This window comes from Streptomyces sp. NPDC029122 (assembly GCF_055569445.1).
The window spans coordinates 21,006-40,395 of sequence record NZ_JBVHWK010000040.1 but is presented as its reverse complement, the minus strand read 5'-3'; the positions used below and the strand labels follow the sequence as shown (position 1 = coordinate 40,395).

22 protein-coding genes and 1 pseudogene are annotated in these 19,390 nt (G+C 70.8%); 11 read left to right on the top strand and 12 right to left on the bottom strand.

Going from position 1 to position 19,390, the window contains the following annotated elements:
* Positions 1 to 116: 116 nt before the first annotated feature.
* On the top strand, positions 117 to 497 hold the full coding sequence (locus ACZ4WZ_RS31775) for a hypothetical protein (RefSeq protein ID WP_467896266.1): 381 nt from the start codon (positions 117 to 119) through the stop codon (positions 495 to 497).
* A 136-nt stretch (positions 498 to 633) separates the two neighbouring features.
* On the opposite strand, the gene ACZ4WZ_RS31770 is transcribed toward ACZ4WZ_RS31775, so the two are convergent.
* The 3 genes from ACZ4WZ_RS31770 to ACZ4WZ_RS31760 form a co-directional block, all read right to left on the bottom strand.
* Positions 634 to 1,143, bottom strand: coding sequence for a RidA family protein (locus ACZ4WZ_RS31770; RefSeq protein ID WP_467896265.1), 510 nt, complete (start codon positions 1,141 to 1,143; stop codon positions 634 to 636).
* Between the two features lie 134 nt (positions 1,144 to 1,277).
* Entirely contained in the window at positions 1,278 to 2,393 is a 1,116-nt protein-coding gene (locus ACZ4WZ_RS31765; RefSeq protein WP_467896263.1) for an AI-2E family transporter, read from the bottom strand.
* 117 nt (positions 2,394 to 2,510) lie between these two features.
* Positions 2,511 to 4,193, bottom strand: coding sequence for a flavin-containing monooxygenase (locus tag ACZ4WZ_RS31760; protein ID WP_467896262.1), 1,683 nt, complete (start codon positions 4,191 to 4,193; stop codon positions 2,511 to 2,513).
* A 718-nt stretch (positions 4,194 to 4,911) separates the two neighbouring features.
* On the opposite strand from ACZ4WZ_RS31760, the gene ACZ4WZ_RS31755 reads away from it, so the two are divergent.
* The 5 genes from ACZ4WZ_RS31755 to ACZ4WZ_RS31735 all read left to right on the top strand — a co-directional run bounded on the left by ACZ4WZ_RS31755 (position 4,912) and on the right by ACZ4WZ_RS31735 (position 9,479).
* The gene (locus ACZ4WZ_RS31755; RefSeq protein WP_467896261.1) at positions 4,912 to 5,505 is read left to right on the top strand and encodes a carbonic anhydrase; all 594 of its coding nucleotides are present in this window, start codon (positions 4,912 to 4,914) and stop codon (positions 5,503 to 5,505) included.
* Between the two features lie 73 nt (positions 5,506 to 5,578).
* Complete coding sequence (locus tag ACZ4WZ_RS31750) at positions 5,579 to 7,036, top strand: SulP family inorganic anion transporter (RefSeq protein ID WP_467896258.1); 1,458 nt, start codon at positions 5,579 to 5,581, stop codon at positions 7,034 to 7,036.
* Positions 7,037 to 7,339: 303 nt separating this feature from the next.
* A complete protein-coding gene (locus ACZ4WZ_RS31745; RefSeq protein WP_388941401.1) occupies positions 7,340 to 7,492 on the top strand; it encodes a hypothetical protein in 153 nt (50 codons plus the stop codon).
* Between the two features lie 143 nt (positions 7,493 to 7,635).
* Complete coding sequence (locus ACZ4WZ_RS31740) at positions 7,636 to 8,967, top strand: hypothetical protein (RefSeq protein ID WP_467896256.1); 1,332 nt, start codon at positions 7,636 to 7,638, stop codon at positions 8,965 to 8,967.
* Positions 8,964 to 9,479 carry a glycine-rich domain-containing protein gene (locus tag ACZ4WZ_RS31735; protein WP_467896254.1) on the top strand — a complete coding sequence of 172 codons (516 nt, stop codon included), beginning with the start codon at positions 8,964 to 8,966 and terminating at the stop codon, positions 9,477 to 9,479. Before ACZ4WZ_RS31740 ends, ACZ4WZ_RS31735 begins: the two co-directional genes overlap by 4 nt.
* Positions 9,480 to 9,736: 257 nt before the next feature.
* Here the strand turns inward: ACZ4WZ_RS31735 and ACZ4WZ_RS31730 are convergent, their stop codons facing one another.
* Positions 9,737 to 10,390, bottom strand: a complete 654-nt coding sequence (locus ACZ4WZ_RS31730; protein WP_467896252.1) for a PhzF family phenazine biosynthesis protein — start codon at positions 10,388 to 10,390, stop codon at positions 9,737 to 9,739.
* 39 nt (positions 10,391 to 10,429) lie between these two features.
* Positions 10,430 to 10,723, bottom strand: coding sequence for a DUF1330 domain-containing protein (locus tag ACZ4WZ_RS31725; RefSeq protein WP_467896250.1), 294 nt, complete (start codon positions 10,721 to 10,723; stop codon positions 10,430 to 10,432).
* 333 nt (positions 10,724 to 11,056) lie between these two features.
* Here ACZ4WZ_RS31725 and ACZ4WZ_RS31720 point away from each other — a divergent pair, with 333 nt between their 5' ends.
* A complete protein-coding gene (locus tag ACZ4WZ_RS31720) occupies positions 11,057 to 11,353 on the top strand; it encodes a winged helix-turn-helix transcriptional regulator (protein WP_201878052.1) in 297 nt (98 codons plus the stop codon).
* Positions 11,354 to 11,411: 58 nt separating this feature from the next.
* Here the strand turns inward: ACZ4WZ_RS31720 and ACZ4WZ_RS31715 are convergent, their stop codons facing one another.
* Positions 11,412 to 11,657: a hypothetical protein gene (locus tag ACZ4WZ_RS31715; protein ID WP_467896313.1), complete on the bottom strand. Its 246-nt coding sequence runs from the start codon at positions 11,655 to 11,657 to the stop codon at positions 11,412 to 11,414.
* Between ACZ4WZ_RS31715 and ccrA the strand changes: the two are divergent.
* Positions 11,590 to 12,456: pseudogene (gene ccrA / locus ACZ4WZ_RS31710) on the top strand (crotonyl-CoA carboxylase/reductase); the annotation flags it as partial. The gene ACZ4WZ_RS31715 and the pseudogene ccrA sit on opposite strands and share 68 nt — an antisense overlap.
* A gap of 54 nt (positions 12,457 to 12,510) precedes the next feature.
* The gene (locus tag ACZ4WZ_RS31705; RefSeq protein ID WP_467896307.1) at positions 12,511 to 12,897 is read left to right on the top strand and encodes a VOC family protein; all 387 of its coding nucleotides are present in this window, start codon (positions 12,511 to 12,513) and stop codon (positions 12,895 to 12,897) included.
* A 73-nt stretch (positions 12,898 to 12,970) separates the two neighbouring features.
* Here the strand turns inward: ACZ4WZ_RS31705 and ACZ4WZ_RS31700 are convergent, their stop codons facing one another.
* Both ACZ4WZ_RS31700 and ACZ4WZ_RS31695 read right to left on the bottom strand, forming a co-directional pair.
* A complete protein-coding gene (locus ACZ4WZ_RS31700) occupies positions 12,971 to 14,239 on the bottom strand; it encodes a hypothetical protein (protein WP_467896247.1) in 1,269 nt (422 codons plus the stop codon).
* 81 nt (positions 14,240 to 14,320) lie between these two features.
* A complete protein-coding gene (locus ACZ4WZ_RS31695; protein ID WP_467896245.1) occupies positions 14,321 to 14,734 on the bottom strand; it encodes a hypothetical protein in 414 nt (137 codons plus the stop codon).
* A gap of 100 nt (positions 14,735 to 14,834) precedes the next feature.
* Here ACZ4WZ_RS31695 and ACZ4WZ_RS31690 point away from each other — a divergent pair, with 100 nt between their 5' ends.
* Entirely contained in the window at positions 14,835 to 15,806 is a 972-nt protein-coding gene (locus ACZ4WZ_RS31690; RefSeq protein ID WP_467896242.1) for a GlxA family transcriptional regulator, read from the top strand.
* Positions 15,807 to 15,911: 105 nt separating this feature from the next.
* Here ACZ4WZ_RS31690 and ACZ4WZ_RS31685 read toward each other — a convergent pair whose 3' ends face one another.
* Both ACZ4WZ_RS31685 and ACZ4WZ_RS31680 read right to left on the bottom strand, forming a co-directional pair.
* Positions 15,912 to 16,166 (bottom strand): hypothetical protein, encoded by a 255-nt coding sequence (locus tag ACZ4WZ_RS31685; RefSeq protein ID WP_467896240.1) that lies wholly within the window; start codon positions 16,164 to 16,166, stop codon positions 15,912 to 15,914.
* Complete coding sequence (locus tag ACZ4WZ_RS31680; protein ID WP_467896238.1) at positions 16,163 to 17,035, bottom strand: isocitrate lyase/PEP mutase family protein; 873 nt, start codon at positions 17,033 to 17,035, stop codon at positions 16,163 to 16,165. The genes ACZ4WZ_RS31685 and ACZ4WZ_RS31680 overlap by 4 nt, the downstream gene beginning before the upstream one ends.
* A gap of 227 nt (positions 17,036 to 17,262) precedes the next feature.
* On the opposite strand from ACZ4WZ_RS31680, the gene ACZ4WZ_RS31675 reads away from it, so the two are divergent.
* The gene (locus ACZ4WZ_RS31675; protein WP_467896236.1) at positions 17,263 to 17,871 is read left to right on the top strand and encodes a DinB family protein; all 609 of its coding nucleotides are present in this window, start codon (positions 17,263 to 17,265) and stop codon (positions 17,869 to 17,871) included.
* A 153-nt stretch (positions 17,872 to 18,024) separates the two neighbouring features.
* On the opposite strand, the gene ACZ4WZ_RS31670 is transcribed toward ACZ4WZ_RS31675, so the two are convergent.
* Together ACZ4WZ_RS31670 and ACZ4WZ_RS31665 are read right to left on the bottom strand one after the other, a co-directional pair.
* Entirely contained in the window at positions 18,025 to 18,399 is a 375-nt protein-coding gene (locus ACZ4WZ_RS31670) for a VOC family protein (RefSeq protein WP_467896234.1), read from the bottom strand.
* A gap of 149 nt (positions 18,400 to 18,548) precedes the next feature.
* On the bottom strand, positions 18,549 to 19,238 hold the full coding sequence (locus ACZ4WZ_RS31665; protein ID WP_467896232.1) for a DUF6882 domain-containing protein: 690 nt from the start codon (positions 19,236 to 19,238) through the stop codon (positions 18,549 to 18,551).
* Between the last annotated feature and the right edge of the window lie 152 nt (positions 19,239 to 19,390).

The window sequence follows — 19,390 nt, the reverse complement described above, 5'->3', positions numbered from 1 at the left end:
CGACGCGGGTGGGGGGCAGCGTCGTTCGGGGCCAGGGGGGCTCCCTTGGGGGAGGGGGCCCGTCGTGTTGTGGCGGCCGGGGGGAACTACTGTCCCCGCCGGCCCCGGGGGGTGGGGTGACCGACACGGGCAGGGGCCCCGAATTCGCTCCATTTCGTCAAGCCGATCTCAAAGTCCAGAGAAATGTTCTTCATACGACGATTTCTCGTAACTCGTCGATAACTGCGGGGTGGGTTATGGAAGATGATTCCGGTATCGACCCGTCGAAGAAAGTCACGGATCGAGACCTTGCGCGCCTTGTGCGGCGCGGCATGGATGAAATGGCCGAGGACCCCGGCGCGACGGAGGTCCATGAACGTATACGGCACAGGCAGGATCTGGCAGAGGATCGGGCCCACAGAGAGCGCTCTGAAAGATCTGCGGCCATCGGGTTTGTGGTCGGACTGACGATTCTGGTGATTCTCGTCGCTCACTCCATCGCAACCTTCGAGCCCTGATGCGGGGGAAAGCAGGGGTGAGGGCCCAGGCTCTGGCGCAGCGATCGCCGATCGCGCTGGATTGCTCACGCGCGAGGGCCCCTTCGCCGTTCGGCGGAGGGGCCCTCGCGCGGTGACCGCCGCAATGCCTACTCGGTCAGGAGCGCGGTGTGACCTTGACGATGGCTTCGATCTCCACGAGCTGCTCGGGGACCGACATGTCGCTGACACCCACGATGGTGTCGGTCGTGCGGTGGTTGCCGACGTACTCCTTGTGCAGCCGGGCGGCCGTGTCGAAGTTCTGGCGGAGGTCCTTCGTGAAGATCTTCATGCTGATGATCTGGCTGCGCGGGACCTTGTAGTGCGCGAGCACCTTGTCCAGGTTGTCGAACGACGTGCGCACCTGCTTCTCGAAGTCGCCGGCGCCCACGAAATTCCCGGCCGCGTCGTGGGACACCTGCCCCGAGATGTAGATCGTGTCCCCGGCTCTGATGCCCTGCGAATACCCGTAGGACTCCTCCCACGGCACCCCGAACCCGAAGTGGTCCCAGCCGCGGCGTCCCTGGTCCTGCGCGGTGGCGCCCTGCAGTCCCGTGAAGGTGATCATCGCGGCCACGATCGCGGCCACCACGGCGCCGATGCCGAACCTGCGCCTTGACTTGGTCATTCCTCTTGTCCTTTCGTCCCCGGTGGAGCCCGGAGCCCCGACGCTGTCACGGCGAAAGGGAGAACTCCTCGCATGGGAATCGAGTGGACGTCACGTGGCACCGCCCCGGGAGCGGTGCCCGTGGACCCGCGGCGCTACGACGGGACCGGGGCCGTGGGAAGCGCCTCGTCGGCCTCCGGCTCGTGCGGTGGTTCGCCGAGCTGGTCGCGCAGGTAGTTCCAGACGACGGCCAGGAGCGCGGCCGCCGGTACGGCCAGCAGGGCGCCGACGACGCCGGCGAGATTGCCGCCGAGCGTGACCGCCAGCAGGACCACCGCCGCGTGGAGACCGAGACCGCGGCTCTGGATCATGGGCTGGAACACGTTGCCCTCGAGCTGCTGCACCACGACGATGATCGCCAGCACGATCAGCGCGTCCGTCAGGCCGTTCGACACCAGCGCGATGAGCACCGCCACCAGACCGGCGAAGAGGGCTCCGACGATCGGCACGAACGCGGAGACGAAGGTCAGTACCGCCAGTGGCAGTACCAGCGGTACGCCCACGATCCACAGGCCCAGGCCGATGAACACGGCGTCGAGGAGACCGACGAAGGCCTGGGAGCGGACGAACGAACCCAGGGTCAGCCAGCCGCGCTCGGCCACCACCGGAATGTCGGTGGCCAGCCGGCCGGGGAGCTGGCGGGTGAGCCACGGCAGGAAGCGGGGGCCGTCCTTGAGGAAGAAGAACATCAGGAAGACCGCCAGGATGGCCGTGACCAGGCCGTTGAAGACGGTGCTCACTCCCGTGACGACGGTGGAGACCGCACTGCCGACGCTGTTCTGGAGGCGGGCCACCGCGGCGTCGACGGCGCCGGTGATCTGGTCGTTGCCGATGTTCAGCGGCGGTCCGGCCGCCCACTCGCGCAGCTGTCGGATGCCCTCGGAGACGCCTTCGACCAGTTCGCCGGACTGGGACGCCACGGGTACGGCGATCAGCGCCCCGATGCCGGCGGCCACCAGGAGGAACAGCACGGTCACCACGGAGGCGGCCAGAGCCGGAGGCCACCCGCGCCGGCGGAGGAACGCGGCCAGGGGCCAGGTGAGGGTGGTGAGGAAGAGAGCGACTATGAGCGGCCAGACCACCGACCACATGCGGCCCAGGACCCACAGGGTCACCGCCACCATGACCAGGACCACCAGCGACTCGGCGGAGACCCGGGCCGTCGTGCGGAGGGCGGCGGCGGCTCTTGCGGAGCTGAGTGTGACAGACATGGGGTCACCCTATTCACACGCCGTTCGCGGCCGGGTACCGCCGCCGGTCACGGGGGGGGCGGTGCGGCTCCGGGCCGGGCCGGCCGGCGTCGCCCGGAGCGCACCGTCGCCGCGGCGTCACCCGGTGGGCGATGCGGGACCCGGCCCGCCGTGGACCGGGACGGGTCCGGCCGAGGACTCGGTGGTGGAGAGGACGAAGCCGGTGTATCCGTTCCGGGCGGCGGCGTCGCATTCCGCCCGGTACCGGTCCAGCCCGCCCGCGTACGCCAGGAACACCCGCGGCTTGCCCGGTATGTTCGCTCCCGTGTACCAGGAGGCCACGGCCGGGTAGAGCGTCCTGGCGGCGATCTCCGCCACGTGCGTGCCCCAGGCCGCTTCGGCCTCCGGAGTGGCGTCGATCTCCGTGAGGCCGTGCTTCCGCAGATGGGCGATGCAGTCGGTGATCCACTCCACCTGCTGCTCCAGGGACACCGCGATGTTGGAGAGCACGGACGGGCTGAGGGGGCCGAGGACGGTGAAGAGGTTGGGGAAGCCGGCCGACATCAGCCCCAGATGGTTCCGCGGGCCGGCCGCCCACTTCTCCCGGAGCGTCACCCCGGACTTGCCCACGATGTCGATGGCGAGTTGAGAGCCGGTCAAGGCGTCGAAGCCGGTCGCGAAGACGATGACGTCGAAGGCGTGTTCCCCGTCCGAGGTCAGGATGCCCTGCGGCGTGATCGTTTCGATCGGGTCGGTGCGCAGGTCCACCAGCCTCACGTGCGGCTGGTTGTAGGTGGCGTAGTAGCCGGTGCCCAGGCAGGGGCGTTTGGTTGCGAACGGGAAGCGCGGGGAGAGCAGTTCGGCCGTCGCCGGGTCGGTGACGATCGACCGGATCTTGGACCGGACGAACTCGGCCACGGTCTCGTTGGCCTTCTCGTCGGTCAGGATGTCGGTGTACGTGCGGAGCAGCCCGCTGAGCAGGCCCGAGCTCCAGGCGGCCTCGTAGGCGGCGGTGCGCTCCGCCTCGTCGGCCTCCAGGGCCGACCCGGTCGGCGGCTCGAAGACGGTCCCGCCCCGGGACAGTCGCTGGGCCTGGCGGAACTCCGGGTACCGGGCCTTGAGTTCGGTGACTTCCGCGCTGTGCAGCGGGCGGTTGTGGGCCGGCAGTACGTAGGCCGGGGTGCGCTGGAAGACGGTGAGGGCGGCCGCTTCCTCGGCGATGACCGGGATGGCCTGGACACCGGAGCATCCGGTTCCTATGACGGCGACCCTCTTGCCGGCGAAGGACACTTCCTCGTGCGGCCAGCGGGCCGTGTGGTGGATGGCACCCGCGAAGGTATCCGCTCCGGGGATCCCCGGGTCGTTGGGGACGGACATGCAGCCCGAGGCCAGTACGAGGAAACGGGCGGAGACGGTGCGTCCGGTGTCCGTGGAGACCTGCCAGACGTGACGGTCCTCGTCGTACGCGGCGCGCGTGACGCGGGTGCGCAGGCTGATGTGTCCGCGCAGGTCGAAGCGGTCGGCGACGTGGTGGATGTAGCGCAGGATCTCCGGCTGGGACGCGTAGCGCTCGCTCCACTCCCACTCCTGGTCCAGTTCCGGGGAGAAGGAGTAGGAGTACGACATGCTTTCGACGTCGCAGCGGGCGCCGGGGTACTGGTTCCAGTACCAGGTTCCGCCGATGTCGTCGCCCGCTTCGAAGACCACGGCTGTCAGGCCGAGTTGACGCAGCCGGTGCAGCTGGAAGAGGCCGGAGAGGCCCGCCCCGACGACGACCGCGTCGATGGGGTGGGCGGAGGAAGGGGCGGTGGTGGTGTCCATCGGGTTCTCCATCTCCCCGCGCCCGGCGCGGCCCTGCGCCGTGACGGGGCGAGTACGGTCGTCGAGCGTGGGGGCCGGCGAAGACGTAGTGCACGGGAGCGTCATCCGGGTGCACTCCAGGCGTCACGGGAAGTGACCGTACCCCACGGCCCGATGGCCAGCCCTCGTATTCCTGTTCCCGCCGTTCGCCCCTCTTCTGGGGGGCGCACTCTCCACTCGTCCTCCACCAGGAGTACGCCCGAGTGCGCCACCGTGGGAAATGCGCCATTTTCCGCACAGGGACCGTCACTTGGCCATATTTTGGCCATGACTTGACCCTCGACGGTGAGGTAATCTTCAGGCAAAGAGGTGTTCGTGCGGCAGTCAAGCAGACTAGCTGACGCTCCTAATCATGGGCTGGTGTGCTACAGGCCATGACTGTCTTACCGAGGGAGGAGAGGTACTGATGCAGCAGCGGCGGAGTCCATACGATTCCGGCCACGGGTCGGCATGGCCGCTCCCCGAGCGCAGACGTTCCCGCTCCTGCCTTCAGGCGGCGGAAAGCCCTTCCGCACGGTAGGCGAGAGCTTCTTCCCGTCTCGAACACCTCATCGCGTCGACGATGACGCACAAGCCGGCGGCGCGCCCCTTCGGGCGCGTCCGCATACCCATCGACTGATGACCTGAACACACCGCGCCCGCAGACCCTCGTGGTAATGGGCGCAGGAGAAAGGCCACCATGAAGTCCCTGGTTGACAACGCACGATCCTTCTCGACGCATGTGGCGGAGCGCGCCGAGGAGTTCAACGCCCTCGAGGCCGGGCAGAGCCCCGAGGTCTTGTTCATCACCTGCTCCGACTCCCGCGTGATCCCCTCCCTGATCACCGGCGCCCGTCCGGGTGAGCTGTTCGAGCTCCGCACGGCGGGCAACATCGTGCCCGAGTACAGCAGTCACCGCCCCGCCGCCGAGACGGCCACCATCGAGTACGCGGTACGGGTGCTGGGTGTCCGCGACATCATCGTGTGCGGGCACTCCCACTGCGGGGCGGTCAACGCCCTGGTGAGTGGGGGCGATCTCTCCGAACTGCCCGCCGTGCGAGGGTGGTTGCAGCACTCCGCCGTCCAGCCCGAGACGGTGATGCCCCTCTCCCCCGACCTCGCCGAGGCCGTTCAGCGTCACGCGGTCGCACAGCTGGAACGGCTGTACACCCACCCGTGCATCGCGGAACGGATCGAGGCCGGAACCTTGGCGGTGCACGCCTGGTACTACGAGGTCCACACCGGAGCCGTCAAGGAGTACGGGCCGGACGACGACTCCTTCCGGCCGCTGTGACCCCCATCCGCCCGCCCCACGGGCCACCCAGCAACCCTCCCCTTCCGCCACGGCCTCGCAAGGAATCCCGCTGATGACCCTCACCCTCAAAAAGCCCGCCCATCTGCGGCGTGACGCCTTAGCGTCCCTCGTCGTCTTCCTGGTGGCCCTCCCCTTGTGCGTGGGAGTAGCCGTCGCCTCCGGAGTACCCGCAGAACTCGGCCTGATCACCGGCATCGTCGGCGGCCTGGTCGTCGGCCTCCTGCCCGGCAGTTCCCTTCAGGTCAGCGGCCCGGCCGCCGGCCTGACCGTACTGGTCTTCGAGGCCGTCCAGGAGTTCGGCCTCGCCACCCTGGGCGCCATCGTCCTGATCGCCGGTCTGGCCCAACTCGCGCTGGGCGCACTGCGGTTCGGCCGATTCTTCCGTGCCATCACGGTCTCGGTCGTCCAGGGAATGCTCGCCGGAATCGGGCTGGTCCTGATCTTCGGGCAGCTCTACACCATGGCCGACGTCAAGCAGCCCCGCTCCGGACTCGACAAGATCCTGGGTCTGCCGCGCCTGGTCGCCGAGATCGTCACCTCCAGCCACGCCCTGACCGCGTTCGCCATCGGGGCGGGCACCATCGCCGTCCTCGTCCTGTGGCCGAAGCTCCCGGCCAAGGCACGGACGGTTCCCGCGCCGCTGGTCGCGGTCGCCTTGGCCACGGCCGTCACCGCTGCGGCCGGCTGGTCGGTCCCCCGCGTCGAGGTACAAGGACTGCTCTCCGCCATCCAGCCGCCGGGGATGTCCGACTTCGCCGCACTGGGCAGCCTCGCCGCCATCGGCACGGTCATCGCCTTCACCCTGATCGCGTCGGCCGAGAGCCTCTTCAGCGCCGCCGCCGTCGACCGCATGCACGACGGCCCGCGGACCGACTTCGACAAGGAACTGATGGCGCAGGGCGTGGGCAACGCCATCTGCGGCATACTCGGCGCCCTGCCCCTGACCGCCGTCATCGTCCGCAGCGCCGCCAACGTCCAGGCCGGAGCCAAGACGAAGCTCTCCCGCGTCCTGCACGGGCTGTGGCTGGTGCTCTTCGCCGCCCTCCTTCCGGCCGCGATCGGCATCATCCCGCTGGCCGCGCTCGCCGGGGTCCTCGTCCACGCGGGATGCAAGCTCATCCCCGTCAAGGACCTGCTGCCCCTGTGGCGCTCGCACCGGGGCGAAGTCCTCGTCCTGGCCGTCACCGCCATCGCCATCATCACCACCAGCATGTTCGAAGGCGTCCTCCTCGGCATCGCCCTCGCGGTGGTCAAGAGCGCCTGGGAGACCTCTCACGTCCGCCTCGACGTCCACGAGACGACCGACGGCCGGTTCCTGGTCACCCTGACCGGCTCCGCCACCTTCCTGCGCCTGCCGCACATGCTCGAAACGCTCGAAGCTCTCCCGGCGGGCCACCCCGTGGAACTCGACCTCTCCGAGCTGCGTCACCTCGACCACGCCTGCCGCACCACTCTGGAGAACTGGGCCCAGCAGCGCGGAGCCACCATCGGGGAACTGGCGCGAATCTGACGAACGGTCACTTCCGGGCCGGTGCCGTTCCGTACGGCCCGGCCCTCGGCGCACAGGACCAGTCGCTCCCCGTTCCTCGCGACGGGGGGCACGTCGTGGGCCGCGGGCCTCATCCCCGCCGCCCGCTACGAACCCCAGCCGCATCATCCGCCACAGGAGTAGCCATCTGTTTCGGCCTCCTTCTGCCGGATACACGCCAACTCTTGGTTTTTCGTTGACCATTCCTTGCCGTGTTTTTTAATTTCGTACGGCGGCGCAAAACACTGGATGCCGCTTTTTTCCACTATCTCTGGAGGTACTCCCATGGAGCAGCTCATCCGCAAGATGACCCAGGACGACGTCTGGCGCCGCTGGGTCGAGGCCAACTCCGTGCAGGGCGCGAAGGACGGGTGCATCAGCGCCTCTCCCAAGGCCGGCTGCATCAGCGTGACCGGCAAGAGCGGCTGCATCTCCTAACGCATCCGACCAAGCCGGTCAGCCAGAGGTGACGGTCCGTCGGGCCGGGGTGGAGGGCGGTGACACCCTCTCCGCCCGCCCCGGCCCGGCGGGCCGCACACCCTGGGGGACCTGCCCCGCACGCCCCACAACCGAAAGTGGCCATGGACGGCACAACCAACCCGACCGGCATCCCGCACTCGGAGGGACTCCCGGTCTCCGACGTCATCGACTGCGTCCGGGACATCCCGGTCTACCGCCCCGCTCTCGACCAGGGCGCCTTCCCCATCCTGGAGAAGCCGGAGATCGCCCGGGGCTTCCCGGACAACTGGATGACCCCGCGCCTGGCCGCCGCCCTCGAGGCCGGTGAGGCCGAGTACGTCTGGTCGACCGGCACCCACCACGCCCGGATGCAGCTCATCCGGCCCCCGTACTTCCTGCTGCGTTCCTACTACCGGCTGTGGAGCGAGCACCCGGACCTGGCGAAGACCTGGGAGAGCGGCTGCCAGCGGGTCTCGCTGACCACCGTGCTCGCCACCGAGCACGTGGCGCGCGTCAACGCCCGCCGCAACGGCACCGAGCCGGCCGCCCTGCCGACCCTGGAGGACCGCAGGCTCGACGAGCGCACCCTGTACCTCAACACCCGTCTGGACCCCGCGCAGTGGGACCGGGCCGATGTCGAGCGAATACTGGCCGAGATACGCGAGGTCTGTTCCGCGCATCCGGACGGCGCCTACCACCTGGACTGCTCCGGATACCACCTCGCCCACCTGGTGCACCGCGCCTCGGCGTTCGGCCTGTGGAACCCGGAGGCATTCCCGCAGCCGGCCAGCATCGTCACCGCGTACGAATACACCCCGGCCAATGTCCGCCGGTACCTCACGCAGCGGTTCGGCATACCGGTGATCGACCTCTTCGGCAGCACCGAGCTGGGCTACCTCTACTACAGCGACCGGCACGGCCGCTACCACCCCTATCTGGACCGGATGGGCATCGAGCTCGTCCCGGTGGCCCCCGGCAGCGGGATCCAGAGCCTGATCGTCACCAGCATCCGCAACCCGTACATGCCGCTGGTGCGCTACCGCTCCGGCGACTGCGTCCGCACCTCGGACGGCAGTACCGACCCCGAGAAGGTGGTCGCCTTCTGCGGACGCGAGAAGGAACTGCTGGAGACCCCCCACGGCCCCGTCGCCCAGGCCGACCTGGACGACCGCGTGGCCGCCACCGCACCGGAGATCTTCCTCTACAGCCTCGAAGCGGACGGTGGCAGCCCCGGCTCCCCGGCCCGGCTGCGCTACACCACCTTCGACGGGCACCCGCTGGCCGCCGGACCGGCCGCCGCGCTCGCCGCCGAACTCACCGCCCTCACCGGACGCCCCTGCACCACGGGGCACACCACCCACCTGCCGATCGGCGCGTCCGGCAAGTACGCCTGGCTGGCGCCCGCCGCCGACCCGGACCTGCCGGACGCGGACCCCCGAGGAGAAACCGCATGAGCCCCCGTGTGACGCCCGAAACCCTGCGCGCGCTGCTCGGCGAGCCGCTGCACGAGGAGGCGGTGCGCTACGCCGAACGCCGCACCGGCGTCGCGCGGCCGTACGCCGAACGGCAGGTGCTGGAATGCCTGCGCTACCTGTACCTCGTCTCCGCCCACCCGGACCGGCTCGGCGGACTGTTCCTCCCGGTCGAGCAGGACATCGACGAGATCTGGCACTACCTCATCCTCCAGACCCGCGAGTACCGCACGCTCTGCGAGGAACGGCTTCCGGGGGGCTTCTTCATCCACCACCGCAGCATCGGGTACGAGGAGTACCAGGCCGAGCCCGGGCGCGAGCAGGCCGTGGAGGAAGCACTGCGCTGGATCCCGCTGTACTGCGCGGAGTTCGGCCCCATGGACGAGGGGATCCTGCCGCACTGGACGATCGTCCGCTTCCTGCACGAGGGAATGAGCCTGTCCCTCGCCGAGATCTCGGCCCTCGAACCGGCACCGGAGCCGGTCGCGCCCTGACGCTCCTCGCGGCCGACCGCACGGCCCTGTTGGCGGCACCGCCCCTCAGCAGCCGCCAACAGTCCCTTAACGGCCTCGCGACGCCCCCCTCGGCCGGTTACGGCGTGCCCGGGAGCCGGGCGCCGAGGCCGACGCCGGCGTGCTCGTCCGTGCGTACGCGTTCCGTTCCGCGCCGGAAGGGTTCGGTGAGGGTGGACACCAGTTCCGGCGTGAGCGGGGCGGCCGGTGTTGGCCCGCTGGCTGCTCAGCGCCGCTGGTCAGCCACGAGGGTGTGCACGCGGCTCTCGTACTCGCGGCGGGCCTTGCGCTGCGCCAGGATGGTCGGGACGCCCCGGCGGTACGTACACGAAGCAGCCGAGGAGCCCGTGCCGCCGGCACGCCGCTGTCAGCCTGCCGAGGTATGGGCGGACTCGGAGCAGCGCCGACCGGTCGTGGACCGGTACCAGCATGCGTGGTGCGCCGGGCGCGGCGATGCGTGGCGCGTCGGTCGGATGCAGGTCGTCCGCGGTGAGCGCGAGCGCGGCGACGATCGCGGCGCGCTCGTCCGGTGCCGGGTGACGCAGCGCGACCCGGCCCTGGTCGAACCACACCTCGATGCCGGCGGGGCGGCGGATCGCGGCGGTGTCGAACGTGCGCCCGCCGGTGTGCTGGCGGTCGTTCAGCTCGCACAGCGCGGTGCGGGTCAACCGGACGGCCTGCGTGGCAACGGTGCCGTGGCCGCAGCCGGACAGTTCGGCGATGGCCGTGAAGAACCGAACCGGCCAGCCACCGTCCGACGTCCGCCCCGGGACGAGGAACGCCGCGTGCGAGGTGCCGGCCGCAGCAGCGACCGCACGCCGGTCCGCGTCCGTCGCCGCCGGGTCGTCGTCGGTGACGGACGTGGGGCTACCGCCCCGGCCGTCGCGCCGCACGCACGCGTCAACTACCGTGACATCCGGCCAGGACATCGGTCAGTCGATGCCTTCGACGATGCGGAAGTCGCGCTCGACGCCGTCGGAGAGGGCGACCAGCGCCTCCTGGTAGGCCGCACTCTCGCGCGCCGCGACGGCCTGCTCGAAGCTGTCGAACTCGACCAGGACGGTGCGCTCGGCGATTCCGGCGTCATGCGCCACGACCCGACCGCCACGGACGATGGTCCGGCCGCCCCAGGGCTCGACGGCCAGGCGAGCCAGCTCGTTGTAAGCAGCCAACTTCTCAGGGTCTGAAATGGTGCGGTAGACGCTGACCCAGTAGCCCTTGGGCATGGAACCTCCAGTGTTGGGATGAGTGCGTCCGACTTACGGGTTGGTCTCGGACGAGCGTCTGCGGGCGAGAGCGAGGCTTGTCGGCGTCATGATCGCCATGGCGCCGATGCCGCCCAGCACCGCGGTGTCATGCGCGCGAGCAGTGCGCCGGCCTGGTCGGTGCACGGCGGTTCCAGCATGGCTGTCTGCGACATCGGCTCTCCCGCCGAGTTTGTTTCGAAATCAGAAACGCTGGGTGGATGCTAGTGTTTCGAATAACGAAACACAAGGAGGGTCATGCCGACACCCCGCCCAGGAACACCGGTTCGTGGATCGACTACCGGCCGTCCCCTCATGGCCGCGATGGACCTGTTCGGCCGTCGGTGGGCGCTGCGAATCCTCTGGGAACTGCGTGCGGGTCCGCTCGGCGCCCGCGCGCTGCTGGCACGGTGCGAAGGGCTGTCATCCAGCGTCCTCTACCAGCGGCTCCGCGAACTCGCATCGAGCGGGATCATCGCGCCCTCGGCCGATGGCTACGAGCTCACTCGGCTGGGGACAGCACTCCGTGATGCCCTTCGTCCGCTCGACGAATGGGCGATCGCCTGGGCGCAGGAGCAAGAACACAACGATCAGGAGCCCACGGAGACGTGAAGATCACGCCCGACCAGGTGGAGCGGTGATGTGACGGCCACCGACTCGGGACATGGGCTCACGCGACCTGCGAGAAACCCTCGGTCGCTGGCTCGAAGCCGCGCAGAGGGGTGAAGCCGACGTCCAGGCGCGGGTCGTACGCGTCGGGCTCGTCGCCGAGCTCGCGGGTGGAGTAATCACCGAAGCGCCGGATGTGCTCGGTCAGGTACGGCGAGACCTGTGCCAGGTCCCCGGCCACCCACCGCGACGGCATGCTCGGCGAGGACCAGCGCGCCTGGGGGTTCGAGACCAACTTCGGGGGCATGGCGGAGTACACCGTCGTACGGGCCAGCCAGCTGCTCCCCAAGCCCGCGCTGCTCACCTGGGAGGAGGCCGCCTCCAACCCGCTGTGCGCGGGCACGGCGTACCGGATGCTCGTCAGCGACCGCGGTGCCCGCATGAAGCAGGGCGACGTGGTCCTGATCTGGGGCGCGACCGGTGGACTGGGCGCGTACGCCGTGCAGTTGGTGCGCAACGGCGGCGGCATCCCCGTCGGTGTCGTCAGCTCCGCGGAGAAGGCGGAGGTCCTGCGCAAGCTCGGCTGCGAGGCGGTCATCGACCGCTCCGCGATCGAGCAGGGCGACCGCTCGATGCTCCAGCGGCCGGAGGGATGGAAGAAGCTGGGCAAGGCGATCCGCGACGCGGTCGGCGAGGATCCGCACATCGTCTTCGAGCACGTCGGCAAGGCGACCTTCGCCGCCTCCGTCTTCCTGGCGCGCCGCGGCGGCACCGTGGTCACCTGCGGGTCCAGCACCGGCTACGACCACGAGTACGACAACCGCTACCTGTGGATGAAGCTGAAGAACATCATCGGCAGTCACGGCGCCAACCTGGACGAGCAGTGGGAGACCAACCGGCTCATCGGGATGGGCAAGGTCCTGCCGGCCCTGTCCGCCACCTACGCCCTGGACGACGCCGGGGAGGCGGCGCGCAGCGTGCAGGTGAACGAGCACCTCGGCAAGGTCGGTGTGCTCGGCATCGCGCCCCGGCCCGGGCTCGGCGTGACCAACGCGCGGGCGCGCGCCCGCGTGGGCGAGGAGCGGTTCCAGCTGTTCCGGAGCTGATGCCGCGGGGCACGCCGGTGGCCGGCGGGAGCCCGCTCAGGCATGATCATCGTCATGGTTTCGGTGTTGCAGAACGTGGCGATCGACTGTGCGGATGCCTATGAGCTGGCCCGGTTCTGGAGCGGGGTGACCGGCCACCCGTTGCATCCCGAGGACAAGCCGGGAGACAGGGAGACGCAGGTGATGCTGCCGGCGGGACCGGTGCTGTACTTCAATCAGGTGCCCGAGCCGAAGAGCGCCAAGAACAGGCTCCACCTGTGCCTGCGTCCGGAGACCTCGCGGGAGGAGGAGGTCGGACGGCTGCTGGGTCTGGGTGCGACCCTGGTCGACGACCGCCGCAACCCCGACGGCTCGGGGTGGGCCGTTCTCGCGGATCCCGAAGGCAACGAGTTCTGCGTCCTGCGCAGTGAATCCGACCGGGGCGGCGCGGAACCGTCCTGAACCCCAGGGCCCGGCCCGTGCCATGGCCGTCGGCGACAGCCGGGACGTTCCCGCGCCGCACACCGCGGGAACGTCATCGGCCGTCGCGGCGCCACTCGTAGCGCCGGGCCGCGTCGAGGCAGTGCTCCTCGTCGAGAACGCCGGGACCGGGCCGCGGCGGGCCCAGGCGGCGGGCCGCTGCCACGCACCGTTCGTCCTCGTGCAGGGCCAGGCCGTACACAGCGGCGACCCGGACCCGGCGGTCCGCGTCGTCCAGCAGAGCGGCCATGGCATCGGCCAGGACGGGATCGCGGCCCCTGCCCCGGCCGGCCGTGAGGGACGCGCCCCGGCGTACCTGCGCGTCCGGGTCCGTCATCAGCACCAGCAGTGCCTCACGGACTTCGTCGGAGAAGCCGGGCGGCTCGGTCCCTGTGCCGAACCCGTTCGCCACCTCGCGCCGTACGCCGGCGTCGCGATGGCCGGCGTGGGCGAGGAGGACCGCGTCGGCCCGCGGATCGCTGTGCTCCCCGAGCGCCTTGAGCACCTCGGTGAGGACGTCCAGGTCCGTCTCCCGGGCCGACCAGTCGGTGAGGACGTCCAGAGCGGGGCCCGCGAACGCGTCCTCGCCGCTGTCGTCGAAGAGGTGTGTCAGCCGGAGCACCTCGGCGCCGAACAACCGGTGGGCGGGGTCCGGATGCGTGCGCAGGGCCTCGGCCGACGTCCAGGTCTCCCCGTCGCGCCGGTGGGCCAGCAGGATGGTGGCCCTGCCCCACGCGCTGTGGTCCCGGCCGTGGACCGACGCGCGCCGCATCAGCTCCTCGAACGGCGTGCGGACGCCGAGCAGCTCCTCCAGGTCCGTCAGTATCGCCCCGTGCCCGTCGCGTACGGTCATCCGGCCGAGGGTGAGCTCGTCGACGCCGTAGTACTCGTCGTCCTGGATCCGGGTACGGGCGACGGCGTCGCGGGAGCCCGTACGGCGCCGCAGCTCGCTCTCGGCGCCCGCCTCCTGCCAGTGGCGCGCGCGATCGCGCATCTCCAGGAGCTCCGAGCGGCTGTACCGGCCGAGGACCCTCGGGTTCAGGAGCGCCTCGACCAGCGCCGGTGAGCCGGAATCGACGGCCTCGCGCAGCGGCAGCAGCTCGTCCGGACCGCACCGGCCGGGATCCGCACCGTACCGGAGCAGCAGGAGGGCGATGGCGCCGGCGCGCGTCCGGACCGCCAGGCCGAACGCGGCGTCCCCCGCACCGGGTTGGCCGTCCTCCCGGAGAAGGCGCTCGACGAGGGTGGCGTCCGCGGACCGCACGGCGGCCATCAGGGCCGATGCGCCGTCCGTCGAACCGCTCGTGCCCTCGCCCGCGCCCACCACCGTGCTCCCCCGCCGTCCCCGCGGCTCAGTGTAGGTCTGCCGGTACGGCCGACCGCCGGTGGTGAGGGCGGCCGGCCGTCAGGGGGCTGCCAGTGCCAGCACCACGATCGCCGTCGCGCCCGCCGCGTCGACGACACCGCACCACTCCGACCAGGCTCGCGGTACCACGGCCCCCGAGCGGTGGTGGGCGAGGTCCCAGGCCGCGTGCGCGAACCAGCCGGCGGCCAGGACCCACAGGGCGTACCGGTCGGCAACGGCCAGGACCACGAGGGCCAGGGCGCCGAAGCCCGCCAGGCCGGCCAGCTGGACGCCCAGTGTCCGGCGGCTGCGGAGCTCGTGACGGGCCGCGCCGAACGCCAGGTAGCACAGGGGCATGACCACCAGGAGCGCCGCCAGGAAGCCGGTCGGCGGAAGACCGTCCACGAAGGTGACCACCACCAGGGCGAGCGCCAGCACGGTGGGCCATCGGTGTACGAGTGAACTGAGCGTCATGGGACCCACTCTCCGGGCCGGCACCGGATCAGGGGGCGCGTGGGAGCCGTCGGGGTCCGTTCTGTTGGGGTGCGCGTCCGTCTGGCATAAGGTCGCGCCCATGGGGGAGCGTGCGGTCGTCGTGGTCGCGTACGAGGCGGCTGAGCTGCTCGACATCGCGTGTGTGACGACCGGCCTGGCGATGGCCAACGAACTCGGTGCTCCGGGGACGCCCTACGCGGTACGGGTGGTCGCACCGGGCGGTGGCCCCGTCCGGTGCGGTACCGGTCTCGCGCTCGGCAGCGACGCGGCGCTGGAGCGTACGAAGGGGCCGCTCGACACGCTGATCGTCTCCGGTGGCAGGGGGGTCGAGCGAGCCGCTGCCGATCCCCGGCTCGTGGGCCACGTCAGGAGGCTGGCCCGGGAATGCCGCCGGGTGGCGTCGGTGTGCACGGGCGCGGGCATCCTGGCGGCCGCCGGGATCCTGGCGGGCAGGCGGGCCACCACGCACTGGCGGTTCGCGCCCCACCTGGCCGCCCGGCACCCGGAGGTCTCGGTCGACCCGGCGCCGCTGTGGATCCGGGACGGGAACGTGTACACGGCGGCCGGCATCACCAGCGCGCTGGACCTGACCCTGGCCTTCATCGAGGAGGACCACGGCGCCGAGCTGGCCCGGCAGGTGGCCCGCCATCTGGTCGTCTACTTGCAACGGCCGGGCAACCAGGCACAGATGAGCCTCTTCACCGCGGCGCCGGCACCGCGCGACGACACGGTCCGGGCGCTGGTCGAGCACATCGCCGCCCATCCGGCCGGGGATCTCGGTACGGAAGCCCTCGCGGCGCGCGCGGGCATGACGGCGCGGCACCTCGGGCGGCTGTTCACCCAGCACCTCGGCCGGTCCCCGGGCCGCTACGTACGCATGGTCCGTGTCGAGACCGCCGCGCAGCTCCTCGCCTCGACGACCCTGCCCGTCGCTTCCGTGGCCGCGCGCTGCGGCCTGGGCACCCCGGAAGCCCTGCGCAAGGCCTTCACCGCGCACTACGGCATCACCCCTTCCGCCTACCGCGCCGTGATGCGCCCGGCCTCGCGCTGACCGGCGGGCTCGTCCAGCCGTACCGGTCCGCTCCGGGGCGCCGGGTCTCGTGGCGCCGGGTGCGTCCGCAGCGGGCCTTGCCGGACGGCCCGCTGCGGACGGCCCTCAGGCGTTGTGCTCGCCGGAGCGCGGCCGGGGAAGGAGGGCGCCGATGACGTCGACGGCACTGCCCTCCTGGTCGCTTCCGGCGCTGCCGCTCCCGCTCTGGATGTTGGCGGCCCGGTCGACCTCGACGACGGAGTCGGCGTGGGAGTTGTCGATGACGGTGATCAGGCTCCCGCCCGCGGCGGCGGGTGTGGTGCTGCCCCAGGCCATGGTCACGGCCAGGTAGGCGGCGGCCCGTACGCGTGCGCCGTTCACGCGTGGGCGCTCTCGCGTGCGGCCGGTACCGGCTGGTGCCGGCTGATGTTCTTGGCCAGGAGCCTCGTGGATTCGGGGACGCCGATCGCGGCGGATTCTCCCGCGGCGGGCAGTCGCCCGTCGGCGAGCCGCAGTTCCGTCAGCGCGGCGTCCATCGCCTGGTGCGCGGCGAAGAGGCAGGGGGTGCTGTAGATGGCCACGTCGATGCCGAGGTCGGTCAGTTCGCTGAGGGAGAGCCTGGGGGACTTGCCGCCCGCGATCTGGTTGAACAGCAGCGGCTTGGAGCCGACCACCTCGCGGATCCTGCGGATCCACTCGACGCTGCGTACCCCGTCGACCAGGACGACGTCGGCGTCCGTGGCGGCCAGGGCCTCGGCGCGGTGGAGGATGTCGCTCTCCTCGGTGGCGTCCGTGCGGGCGACGACGACCATGTCCTTCCGGGTCTCGAGAACGGCTCGCAGTTTCTCCAGGTACTCGGTGAGCGGCAGGACCTGCTTGCCGTCCGCGTGCCCGCACCTGCGCGGGCGCTTCTGGTCCTCCAGGATCACTCCGGAGGCACCGATGCGTTCCAGCCCTTCCACCACGTGGCAGGCGACCTCGACGTCGGTGTAGCCGTCGTCGATGTCGACGAGCAGGTGGTGCTGGGGGAAGGCACCGCGCAGCCGCTGGACGAAGGCCATCATGTCGGGCCAGGCGATGAACCCGATGTCGGGCAGGCCGTAGTGGGAGGCGGCGAAACCGAAGCCGGAGACGAACATGCCGTCGTAGTGGTCGGCGGTGACCGAGGCGGAGTACATGTCGTAGACGCCGATCAGGGGGGTGGTGCCCGGTTCGGCGATCCGGGCGCGCAGCTTGTTCCCGTAACTCATCGTCAGCTCCTTGAGGTGGTAGGCAATGGGCTGGGTGGTGCCCCCGAGATGACACCGCTTTACCCAAAGCTGATCATTTCCTGACCATCTCCCGGTTCTACGCATACCAAGGCTTTGCTCACCCCGATGGCCCATCGCGTTCACCACAGAAACGTCACTGGGGACCTGCCCGCTGACGAGGTAAACGGCTTGCGGCCCGGTCGGCGGGCGGTGCGAGACTCGGTCCCATGAAGCCCAATGACCCCAAGGACGACCTGCACCGCTACCTCAGGTCGGCCCGCGAAGCCGTCGTCTGGAAGCTGGACGGACTCTCCGAGTACGACGTCCGCCGTCCTCTGACACGGACCGGCACCAATCTCCTCGGTCTCGTCAAGCACCTCGCCGGCGTCGAGTTCGGGTACTTCGGTCCGACCTTCGCCCGCCCGCACGGCGAATACCTCCCCTGGGACGAGGAGGACGCCGAGCCCAACGCCGACATGTGGGCGACGTCCGACGAGTCGCGCGAGGACATCCTCGGCCTCTACCGCCGTGCCTGGGCGCACGCGGACGCGACGATCGAGGAGCTGCCGCTCGACGCGACGGGCCACGTCGCGTGGTGGGGGGAGGCGGGCGAAGTCACCCTTCAGCGGATCATGCTGCACGTGACGGCCGAGACGCACCGGCACGCCGGCCACGCCGACATCGTCCGCGAGCTGATCGACGGCAACGTCGGCATGCGCGAGGCCAACAGCAACATGGGGGGCGGCGACGAAGCCTGGTACGAGGGGTACTGGAACAGGCTGGAGGCCTCCGCCCAGCAGGCCCGGGCCGAGCTGAGCCGACCCGAACCGGCCTGAACCGAGCGGGCCGGGCCCCGGACCCGACGCCGTCGGCCGGACCATCGGCCTCGGCGGCGTGCCGAGGGCGGTGGGACGGACGAGGGTGGCGCCCCGGGACGGGGCGCCACCCTCGCGCGCTGACGGGTCAGAACGTCCCGCGGTCGCCGGCGGTCAGTGGAGACAGAGGCAGAACGGATGGCCGGCCGGGTCCGCGTAGACCCGCCAGTTGGCCTCCGCCCGGAGTTGGTCCGTCCGCTCCAGCACGGTCGCGCCGAGGGCCAGCGCCCGCTTCTCCTCCCCGTCGAGGTCGTCGACGTCGAAGTCCAGGTGGATCTGCTGCGGGTGCCGCTGGCCGGGCCATTCGGGCGGCTGGTAGCCGTCCACCCGCTGGCAGGCCAGCGGCGTTCCCTCGAAGCCGTGCACCTCGACCCAGTCGGGGTCGTCCGGGTCCGGGACCACGCGGCCGCCGAGCAGACCCGCGTAGAACTCCGCGAGCCGGACCGGATCGGCGCAGTCCAGCGCGATCGCCTGCAACTTTCGAATCACTTCCGACACCCTCTCACCCGGCCGCCCTTCGCGGCCCGTCCGTCCGTGAGGGGTCGTACCCGTCCCGGCGGCGGGCATGCCTGACGGTCGGCGGTCGGTCCCGGCCGGTGACCGGGTCCGCGCCTGTCGGCCACCGGGCCGCCCGGCGTTCAGGGGAGGACCTTGACCTCCACGCCCGCGATCCGGCCGAGCGGGTCGAAGCGGACCCCGACCGCGCCGCCGCCCGGCAGGTCGGCGAGGATCCGGTCGCCCTCCGTACGGTGCGGCACGCCGTGGTGGTCGAAGTAGCCGCCGACCACGTGGGGTGCCGAGCGGCCGATGAGGCCGGCGCCGGTGAGCAGCGTCCGCGGCAGGCCGGCCGGCTCCAGGCCGGCGCGCGGGACCTGCGGGTCGTCGGGCAGGAAGTAGACCTGGGTACCCGGTCCCGCCGGAAGCCCCATGTAGCCGGGTGCCCCGGTCACTCCCATTCCGGTGAAGGCGAGCATCTCCGCCGCGCGCCGGGGGTCTTCGAAGCCGGACAGGTCCACGACCTCCGCGGTCAGTTCGGGTATGCCGTGCTCCCTGCCGTACCGCTCGATATCCGCGGTGAGGGCGACCACCTCGCTCCCCCGCAGGCCGGGGTTGGACCAACCCCACATCCAGGACCGCTCGTCCATGTCGTAGGTGCCCAGCACGGCCACGCGCAGGTCCCGTCCGCCCTGCCGGTAGAGGCAGGACGGCAGGTCGGCGGTCCACGGCCCGTCGGGCAGGAACCCCGTCAGGACTTCGAGCTGGGCCGCGCCCCAGGCGGCGTGCCGTTCGGCTTCGAGGAGGAAGGGGTCACTGAACTCGCTGATCATGTCCCGACCCTACGAGGCGGCCCCGCCCACGACCAGCCGGTGCCGCCGTCCCGCGCGGATGCGGTGGCCCACGTCACACGACACGTCAAGGAACACGTCACGGAGCACGTTACGCGGCGTGACTCCCGTCACTTCCCGTTACGGAAGGGGCA